The organism is Bacillus sp. FJAT-25509 (assembly GCF_001420605.1).
Classification (GTDB): Bacteria; Bacillota; Bacilli; order Bacillales; family Bacillaceae_G; genus Gottfriedia.
Map to the genome: position 1 here is coordinate 56491 of NZ_LJIZ01000034.1, position 9746 is coordinate 66236.

The window sequence follows — 9746 nt, forward strand, 5'->3', positions numbered from 1 at the left end:
TATTTACGTTTGTGCACACAGTCACCTATGTGTTTTACATAAATAATTTCGGTTGTGATACAGCAACCGGGAGTCATCCGCCGAAACTTCGATAAAACTCCACCTCGTCAACTACACATTCTCGTCTAGTGTAGTTCTGGCGCTTTTTTAATACTTTTTTATTTCTATACTCCTTCCCCGTTAGGAAAACAATAAAACAACTATACTATACCGTGTTAAAAATGGTCAACAAAAATATGTTGAAAAAAAGTTATAGAATAGCTGTATATAATAAAAATATGCATAGACTTACACAAAAGTGCTCATCAATGCATATTTTTTAAATTTATATTATTCTCCAACTTCCTCTTTTACAACAGCAACAATGCGTTCTACATATTGTTTACATTCTGCTTCAGAAGGAGCCTCAGCCATTACACGAATAAGTGGCTCAGTACCAGAAGGACGAACTAAAATACGACCATTGCCGTTCATTTCTTCTTCTACCTCTGAAATGATTGATTTAATACGCTCATTATTAAGTGCTTCATTTTTATCTGTAACTCGAACATTAATTAATAATTGAGGATACTTTTTCATTTCTCCAGCTAATTGTGATAAAGTTTTACCTGTTTCTTTAACAATACTTACGAGCTGAATCGCACTTAACATACCATCACCAGTCGTAATATGATCTAAAAAGATGATGTGTCCAGATTGCTCACCGCCAAGATTAAAGCCATTCTTTCTCATCTCTTCCATGACATAGCGGTCACCAACACCTGTAACTGCACTTTTCATCCCATTCGTTTCTACTGCTTTGTAGAAACCTAAGTTACTCATAACAGTTGATACGATTGTGTTTTGTTTTAGACGACCTTTTTCATTTAAATATTTTGCACAAATGTACATTATTTGGTCACCATCAACGATTTCACCATTTTCATCGATTGCAATTAGACGATCTCCATCTCCATCAAATGATAAACCGATGTCAGCACCTTTTTCCTTTACAAGAGCTGCTAAAGCTTCAGGATGTGTAGAACCTACGCCATCATTTATATTAAATCCATTAGGATTCGTTCCCATGGTAACAATATCTGCTTCTAAATCTGCGAATAAATATGGCGCTAATGAAGAAGTAGCACCATGTGCACAATCTAGAGCAACTAATAGACCTGAGAAATCTTCATCAATTGTGTTTTTAAGGAATTGTAGGTATTTTTGACCACCTTCAAAGTAATCACTAACTTGACATAAATCATTTCCAGTTGGTCTTGGTAAACGGTCAACTTCTGCATCCATTAGTTCTTCAATTTCAGCTTCTTGCTCATCCAACAATTTAAAACCGTCTGGACCAAAAAACTTAATCCCATTATCTGCAACAGGATTATGCGAAGCTGAAATCATAACACCAGCTTGTGCACCAAGTGCTTTTGTTAAATAGGCAACACCTGGAGTTGAAATAACTCCTAATCTCATAACTTCAGCACCAATTGATAATAAACCTGCAACTAGTGCTCCTTCAAGCATATGTCCTGATACACGTGTGTCACGCCCAACAATAATTTTAGGTTTGACATTATTTTTTGTTAAAACATAACCGCCACAGCGTCCAATTTTATATGCTAATTCAGGAGTTAACTCTTTATTTGCAACTCCTCGTACACCATCAGTACCAAAATATTTACCCATTTTAACTCTCCTTCTAATTCGATGACTGTCCTACATCGCCTGAATTCTCATTTTCATCAGTTTGAGCAGATGATTTTTTATCAGTAATTTCAATCGTTATTGTATCAAAATCTAAACTATATATAGCTCCTTTTGGGCCTGTAATAGTAAGCGCTACATCTCTAGTTCCTGGATCTAGTCCATTAACTTTTGCTGTAATATTTAAATCGCTTGGATTAATTGCATCCAAGTCTTCCTTAAATCCCTTAGCAGTAACTACTACTTTTCCTAAAGGAGGCTTAGTAAACTTATATTCAAATTGATTATTTTCACCCACTAAATTAATTGGGATATTACTAAATTTCTTTTCCATTTCTTGATCAAAATTAACGTTTACGTTAATAGTGCTTGAGTCAACTCTAAATGCTCCATTTGGAGTAGGTACATTAACTTCATATGTGCCACTTTGATCAAATGAAGATATGTCTACTGGCACTTGTATTGGTCCATTAAACTTGTCCAACCAATCTTTTGACGCATAAATTCTTACTGCATTAACATCACTAGCAAGACTACTTAGTTTTAAACCATCTTTAAGTGTTCCTGTTTGCACTAATTTGATCGGGAAGCTAGCACTTTCAGAAACAATAGGGACAGTTACTTCAACTTTTCTTGGACTTGTAATGAACGGAAGTTGAACACCCTTTTTATTGTATAATCGAACAGGTAGCACCTGACTAAATGTCTGATTCGCATCAGTAACATCCACACCAACACTTGCATATGCCACTTGTGATACATCATATCTTGATCCTACTATTGTAACTAAACCTGGTTTAACAATTGCATTTTCAGCCTTATAGCCATGTTTAATCCTTTTTTCATTTAGATAAACAACTTTAACTGAAACATTTTTTTCAATTTTTTCATTAATTGTTACTCTAACTGTTCTTGGTTTAATAGTTGCTTTTATTTTATCTGAAATATTTCTAATTTTTAAAGGAACTTCATATGTACCTAAAGCATAAGAAGTTAAATCCAAATATACTTCAAAATCCTTCTTCATCTCAGCTGTTTTTACAATACTATTGGGTCCATCTAATTGCACTGAAACATTCTTTGGAATTCCAGTTACAATTAGATTGTGCTGATCATAAATAGGTGTTACTGGTACATCTCGCACTAATTCTTTATTATTAACAAACGGTATGTCTCCTAAGCCCGATGAACTTGATTGTGGGACTAGATTGACAGACATAAAAAGTAATAATGTTACTAATAAAGCGATTCCTCTTAATATCCAACGATTATCCATAAAATTATCCATTACGTTTCACCTTCCAATTCCATTTAGATGTAGTGGACTCTTCTGGTGATTTTAGTTCAGTATTTAATAAATTTATAAGCTCGTCTTTTGATAATTCTCTGTATAGATTTCCGTTCCTTGCAACTGAAACTGCACCTGTTTCCTCGGAAACTACAATCGTAATACTGTCAGTAACTTCACTGATTCCAACTGCAGCTCGATGTCTCGTTCCCAATTCCTTTGAAATAAATGCACTCTCAGACAAAGGTAAGTAACAGGCTGCTGCTGTAATCTTTTCACCTTGTATAATTACCGCTCCGTCATGTAGAGGTGTATTTGGTATAAAGATATTAATCAGTAATTCTGATGATAAATTAGCATTCATTCGAATACCAGACTCTATATAGTCACCCATACCTGTTTGTCTCTCAAATGATATAAGTGCACCTATTCTTCGTTTAGCCATGTATTCAGTGGCTTTTGCAATGTTCTCAACAATATCATTTCGGTCATTAATCCCACTACCTGTCGTCCTAGAGAAGAAACGTCCACGTCCGAGCTGTTCTAGTGCTCTCCTTAACTCTGGTTGGAAGATAATAATAACCGCCAAGAATCCCCATGTTAATGCTTGATCCATTAAAAATTGTAAAGTATGCAAGCCGAATAGGCTGCTTAATACTTTTACGACAATAATGATTGTTACACCTTTTAAGAGTTGGACTGCCTTTGTCCCTTGAATAATGATAATTAATCTATAAATAACAAACCAAACTATTAGTATGTCTAATCCATTCTGTAAGTACTGTAAAAAATTCATATGTAAAGAAGGCATCTTTTACCCTCCAAATTCTATAGAATAAAACTGTATCTTGAGTATTATACCATATTTTTGCAATACACAAAATTTGTGAGTTATGAATTATATTAACAATACTTTAACGACTATTTTAGTTATATTAAACAAAATTACAGAATTATATATATTAGTTGTCTAAATTCGTAGAAGAATAGACAACAATTAATTCTTTTTTGAAAGACAGTTCTTCAGAGTGTTGAAATATAAAATGGTCAATAGGGAAAACGGACATTAATTGAACATTTATTAATGATGAAATTATCATTTTTTGGATGGTCTATTAATGATTTTAAATTTTAATATGTTTGAGCAATTTTATGATTCCAATAACACTAGTAAGTTTTTTTAGAAGTTAAAAATATTATGAGCTAATTTTTAGAAAAGCAAATTCAATTGATTAGCTTATTAATTAATGTTCGATATTAATTGACCTCCAAACTGATTAATAAACAACTGTTTGGAAACTCTAAGTAAAGGCAATTTGAATAGGTTTTATTACACACTTTTTTTGATGAATATGTTGATTGGAACGAAAGGGGTGCTCGACTCCTATGGGATATGCGGGAAGGCTGAGACCCCGCAGGCTCGCCGAGGAGGCTAAAGAATCTCGCCCCATGGAAAGCGAGCATCCTGTAGTGGAAATCAACGTCACTCTACTCCTTCTACGAAAATTTGGTAATTTAATTGACAAGGTTGTTTTTCTACAACGTAAAAAAGCTAGCGAATGCTAGCTTTTTATTTTTGAAATAATTATAGTAACTTTTCACCTAATAATGAGCCTATTAATGCAACGGCTACGATTGCTGTTCGATTTCTTTCGTCTAATATAGGATTAACTTCTACGAATTCAATTGATGTAATAATATCAGCATCTGATAACATTTCCATCGCTAAGTGACCTTCTCTATAAGTGATTCCTCCAGGAACAGGTGTACCAACACCAGGAACGTGAATTGGATCTAGGCCATCAAGATCTAATGATAAGTGTACACCGTCACACCCTTTCAAGTGATCAATGCTTTCTTCCATTACTTTTGTCATTCCTAATTTATCAATTTCATGCATTGTATAAACTTTAATTCCTAATTCTTTAATAATTGCTCTTTCGCCTTCATCAAGATCACGTGCACCAATAATGATTACGTTCTCTGGTTTTACTTTAGGGAAGTAACCACCTATTTTCGTTAATAAGTCGTGACCGTAACCTAATGAAACAGCTAAAGACATACCATGAATATTACCAGAAGGAGATGTTTCAGCAGTATTTAAATCTCCATGTGCATCAAACCAAATTAATCCAAGATTATTATAATGTTTTGATACACCTGCTAATGTACCGATTGCAATACTATGATCACCGCCAAGTACTAGTGGCATTCTGTTTCTTTTAATAACTTCATCAACTTCAGCAGCAAGCTTTTCACATGTTTCTTTTACAGATTTTAAGTTCTTTAAATTATGTTCTGAATTATCTTCTTTAACTGGTGTACGTTCTACTAAAATATCGCCTAAGTCTTCTACTTGATAAGACATTCTTTCAATACGTTCGTGCAACTGTGCATATCTAATTGCACTTGGCCCCATATCTACCCCACGTCTAGTTTGTCCTAAATCTAATGGTACTCCAATAATTGAAATATCTTTTAACATTTTTATTTCCCCCATCGACTGATTTCATAAAAGAAAACGCTTACTTGTTTTTGAAAAAATATAATTTTTTGACTGTTAAAGCTATTAATTATATTAATAGTTTAAATCTTTTGAAACAAATGGGTCAACTCGACATTTTTTTGTATACATATGCATTTTGAGCTTATTAATTGCTATATCATATGATTATATACAACAAAAAACCTTAGTCAAATGACTAAGGTTTAACTTTATGTATATTGGTGGAGCCTAGCGGGATCGAACCGCTGACCTCCTGCGTGCAAGGCAGGCGCTCTCCCAGCTGAGCTAAGGCCCCACTATATAAAAATATATGCGAATGGAGCGGAAGACGGGGCTCGAACCCGCGACCCCAACCTTGGCAAGGTTGTATTCTACCACTGAACTACTTCCGCACATAAAAAAAAAGAGTGAGCCATGAAGGATTCGAACCTTCGACCCTCTGATTAAAAGTCAGATGCTCTACCTACTGAGCTAATGGCTCGTAATAAATTACGATTAAATAAAAAAATGGCTGGGCTACCTGGATTCGAACCAGGGCATGACGGAATCAAAATCCGTTGCCTTACCGCTTGGCTATAGCCCAACAATAAATGGTGGAGGGGGACGGATTCGAACCGCCGAACCCACAGGGAGCGGATTTACAGTCCGCCGCGTTTAGCCACTTCGCTACCCCTCCGGTATTTATTAAATTAGATGGTGGAGGATGACGGGCTCGAACCGCCGACCCCCTGCTTGTAAGGCAGGTGCTCTCCCAGCTGAGCTAATCCTCCGTAATATAAATGGTGACCCGTACGGGACTCGAACCCGTGTTACCGCCGTGAAAGGGCGGTGTCTTAACCGCTTGACCAACGGGCCAGTACAACTTTTCCTAAGCTTCCAACCGGGCTCGAACCGGTGACCTCTTCCTTACCATGGAAGTACTCTGCCTGCTGAGCTATGGAAGCATTAAGTTAAAAATGGCTCCGCAGGTAGGGTTCGAACCTACGACCACTCGGTTAACAGCCGAGTGCTCTACCACTGAGCTACTGCGGAATAAACTTAAAACCAAGCGACGTTCTACTCTCACAGGGGGAAACCCCCAACTACCATCGACGCTGAAGAGCTTAACTGCCGTGTTCGGTATGGGAACGGGTGTGACCTCTTCGCTATCATCACTTGATTCATTTTATTTAGGACATTAATCATTATATCAAATTTCATTTAAAAGTCAACAACTTTATGAAATTTTTTATAGTAATTTTTGTACCTTCAAAACTAGATAATGTCATTATCAAACTTGTTAGTTAAGTCCTCGACCGATTAGTATCAGTCNGTTAGTTAAGTCCTCGACCGATTAGTATCAGTCAGCTCCACGTGTCACCACGCTTCCACCTCTGACCTATCAACCTGATCGTCTCTCAGGGGTCTTACTAGCTTAACGCTATGGGAAATCTCATCTTGAGGGGGGCTTCATGCTTAGATGCTTTCAGCACTTATCCCTTCCACACATAGCTACCCAGCCATGCTCTTGGCAGAACAACTGGTACACCAGCGGTGTGTCCATCCCGGTCCTCTCGTACTAAGGACAGCTCCTCTCAAATTTCCTGCGCCCACGACGGATAGGGACCGAACTGTCTCACGACGTTCTGAACCCAGCTCGCGTACCGCTTTAATGGGCGAACAGCCCAACCCTTGGGACCGACTACAGCCCCAGGATGCGATGAGCCGACATCGAGGTGCCAAACCTCCCCGTCGATGTGGACTCTTGGGGGAGATAAGCCTGTTATCCCCGGGGTAGCTTTTATCCGTTGAGCGATGGCCCTTCCATGCGGAACCACCGGATCACTAAGCCCGACTTTCGTCCCTGCTCGACTTGTAGGTCTCGCAGTCAAGCTCCCTTATGCCTTTACACTCTTCGAATGATTTCCAACCATTCTGAGGGAACCTTTGGGCGCCTCCGTTACTCTTTAGGAGGCGACCGCCCCAGTCAAACTGCCCACCTGACACTGTCTCCGAGCCGGATAACGGCTCTAGGTTAGAATTTCAATACAGCCAGGGTAGTATCCCACCGACGCCTCCACCGAAGCTAGCGCTCCGGCTTCTCAGGCTCCTACCTATCCTGTACAAGCTGTACCAAAATTCAATATCAAGCTGCAGTAAAGCTCCACGGGGTCTTTCCGTCCTGTCGCGGGTAACCTGCATCTTCACAGGTACTATAATTTCACCGAGTCTATGGTTGAGACAGTGCCCAAATCGTTACGCCTTTCGTGCGGGTCGGAACTTACCCGACAAGGAATTTCGCTACCTTAGGACCGTTATAGTTACGGCCGCCGTTTACTGGGGCTTCAATTCAGAGCTTCTCCCGTAAGGGATAACCCCTCCTCTTAACCTTCCAGCACCGGGCAGGCGTCAGCCCCTATACTTCGCCTTGCGGCTTCGCAGAGACCTGTGTTTTTGCTAAACAGTCGCTTGGGCCTTTTCACTGCGGCTCTCCCGGGCATACACCCAAAAGAGCACCCCTTCTCCCGAAGTTACGGGGTCATTTTGCCGAGTTCCTTAACCATAGTTCTCTCGCTCACCTTAGGATTCTCTCCTCGCCTACCTGTGTCGGTTTGCGGTACAGGCACCTATTTCCTCGCTAGAAGCTTTTCTTGGCAGCGTAGAATCAGGAACTTCGGTACTATATTTCCCTCGCCATCACAACTCAGCCTTATGATGTGCGGATTTGCCTACACATCAGCCTAATTGCTTGGACGCGCATATCCAGCAGCGCGCTTACCCTATCTTTCTGCGTCCCTCCATCGCTCAAACGGAAATGAGGTGGTACAGGAATATCAACCTGTTGTCCATCGCCTACGCCTTTCGGCCTCGGCTTAGGTCCTGACTAACCCTGGGAGGACGAGCCTTCCCCAGGAAACCTTAGGCATACGGTGGACGGGATTCTCACCCGTCTTTCGCTACTCATACCGGCATTCTCACTTCTAAGCGCTCCACCAGTCCTTACGATCTAGCTTCAACGCCCTTAGAACGCTCCCCTACCACTGATACCATACGGTATCAATCCGCAGCTTCGGTGATACGTTTAGCCCCGTTACATTTTCGGCGCAGAGTCACTCGACCAGTGAGCTATTACGCACTCTTTAAATGGTGGCTGCTTCTAAGCCAACATCCTGGTTGTCTAAGCAACTCCACATCCTTTTCCACTTAACGTATACTTTGGGACCTTAGCTGGCGGTCTGGGCTGTTTCCCTCTTGACCACGGATCTTATCACTCGTAGTCTGACTCCTATGGATAAGTCATTGGCATTCGGAGTTTGACTGAATTCGGTAACCCGTTGGGGGCCCCTAGTCCAATCAGTGCTCTACCTCCAAGACTCTAACACATAAGGCTAGCCCTAAAGCTATTTCGGGGAGAACCAGCTATCTCCGAGTTCGATTGGAATTTCTCCGCTACCCACACCTCATCCCCGCACTTTTCAACGTGCGTGGGTTCGGACCTCCATTCAGTGTTACCTGAACTTCATCCTGGACATGGGTAGATCACTCGGTTTCGGGTCTACGACCACGTACTATATCGCCCTATTCAGACTCGCTTTCGCTGCGGCTCCGTCTCTTCAACTTAACCTTGCACGGGATCGTAACTCGCCGGTTCATTCTACAAAAGGCACGCCATCACTCGTTAACGAGCTCTGACTATTTGTAAGCACACGGTTTCAGGTTCTCTTTCACTCCCCTTCCGGGGTGCTTTTCACCTTTCCCTCACGGTACTGGTTCACTATCGGTCACTAGGTAGTATTTAGCCTTGGGAGATGGTCCTCCCAGATTCCGACGGAATTTCACGTGTTCCGCCGTACTCAGGATCCACTCAAGAGGGAACGAGGTTTCAACTACAGGGTTTTTACCTTCTTTGACGGACCTTTCCAGGTCGCTTCATTTACCCCGTTCCTTTGTAACTCCGTATAGAGTGTCCTACAACCCCAAGAGGCAAGCCTCTTGGTTTGGGCTATCTTCCGTTTCGCTCGCCGCTACTCAGGAAATCGCTATTGCTTTCTATTCCTCCAGGTACTTAGATGTTTCAGTTCCCTGGGTCTGTCCTCAGTACCCTATGTATTCAGGTAAAGATACTACTCCATTACGAGTAGTGGGTTCCCCCATTCGGAAATCTCCGGATCAAAGCTTACTTACAGCTCCCCGAAGCATATCGGTGTTAGTCCCGTCCTTCATCGACTCCTAGTGCCAAGGCATCCACCGTGCGCCCTTTCTAACTTAACTAATTTTAAA

At 40.7% G+C, this 9746-nt stretch carries 4 protein-coding genes, 9 tRNA genes and 2 rRNA genes; all 15 read right to left on the reverse strand.

From position 1 onward, the window contains the following. Positions 1 to 330 precede the first annotated feature (330 nt). The 15 genes from glmM to AN960_RS21530 all read right to left on the reverse strand — a co-directional run bounded on the left by glmM (position 331) and on the right by AN960_RS21530 (position 9737). Positions 331 to 1674 (reverse strand): phosphoglucosamine mutase, encoded by a 1344-nt coding sequence (gene glmM / locus AN960_RS21455; protein WP_056476153.1) that lies wholly within the window; start codon positions 1672 to 1674, stop codon positions 331 to 333. 13 nt (positions 1675 to 1687) lie between these two features. Continuing rightward, positions 1688 to 2980: a CdaR family protein gene (locus AN960_RS21460; RefSeq protein WP_056476156.1), complete on the reverse strand. Its 1293-nt coding sequence runs from the start codon at positions 2978 to 2980 to the stop codon at positions 1688 to 1690. Continuing rightward, positions 2973 to 3791: a diadenylate cyclase CdaA gene (gene cdaA, locus AN960_RS21465; RefSeq protein WP_056476159.1), complete on the reverse strand. Its 819-nt coding sequence runs from the start codon at positions 3789 to 3791 to the stop codon at positions 2973 to 2975. Before cdaA ends, AN960_RS21460 begins: the two co-directional genes overlap by 8 nt. Positions 3792 to 4565: 774 nt before the next feature. Continuing rightward, a complete protein-coding gene (gene rocF, locus AN960_RS21475; RefSeq protein WP_082459632.1) occupies positions 4566 to 5465 on the reverse strand; it encodes an arginase in 900 nt (299 codons plus the stop codon). Positions 5466 to 5705: 240 nt separating this feature from the next. Next, positions 5706 to 5781 (reverse strand) — tRNA-Ala (locus AN960_RS21480). A gap of 22 nt (positions 5782 to 5803) precedes the next feature. Then, positions 5804 to 5878, reverse strand: a tRNA-Gly gene (locus AN960_RS21485). A 16-nt stretch (positions 5879 to 5894) separates the two neighbouring features. Beyond that, positions 5895 to 5967, reverse strand: a tRNA-Lys gene (locus AN960_RS21490). 27 nt (positions 5968 to 5994) lie between these two features. Next, positions 5995 to 6069, reverse strand: a tRNA-Gln gene (locus AN960_RS21495). An 8-nt stretch (positions 6070 to 6077) separates the two neighbouring features. Continuing rightward, positions 6078 to 6162: transfer RNA gene (locus tag AN960_RS21500), tRNA-Tyr, on the reverse strand. Between the two features lie 18 nt (positions 6163 to 6180). Next, positions 6181 to 6256, reverse strand: a tRNA-Val gene (locus AN960_RS21505). Between the two features lie 10 nt (positions 6257 to 6266). Further along, a tRNA-Glu gene (locus tag AN960_RS21510) sits at positions 6267 to 6341 on the reverse strand. A gap of 16 nt (positions 6342 to 6357) precedes the next feature. Continuing rightward, positions 6358 to 6430 (reverse strand) — tRNA-Thr (locus AN960_RS21515). Between the two features lie 13 nt (positions 6431 to 6443). Next, a tRNA-Asn gene (locus tag AN960_RS21520) sits at positions 6444 to 6518 on the reverse strand. An 11-nt stretch (positions 6519 to 6529) separates the two neighbouring features. Next, a 5S ribosomal RNA gene (rrf, locus tag AN960_RS21525) occupies positions 6530 to 6645 on the reverse strand. Positions 6646 to 6799: 154 nt separating this feature from the next. After that, positions 6800 to 9737: ribosomal RNA gene (locus AN960_RS21530) — 23S ribosomal RNA — on the reverse strand. Between the last annotated feature and the right edge of the window lie 9 nt (positions 9738 to 9746).

Coding starts and splice junctions, on each gene's coding strand:
- glmM (WP_056476153.1), bottom strand. CDS start 1,674: ATGGGTAAATATTTTGGTACTGATGGTGTACGAGGAGTTGCAAATAAA.
- AN960_RS21460 (WP_056476156.1), bottom strand. CDS start 2,980: ATGGATAATTTTATGGATAATCGTTGGATATTAAGAGGAATCGCTTTA.
- cdaA (WP_056476159.1), bottom strand. CDS start 3,791: ATGCCTTCTTTACATATGAATTTTTTACAGTACTTACAGAATGGATTA.
- rocF (WP_082459632.1), bottom strand. CDS start 5,465: ATGTTAAAAGATATTTCAATTATTGGAGTACCATTAGATTTAGGACAA.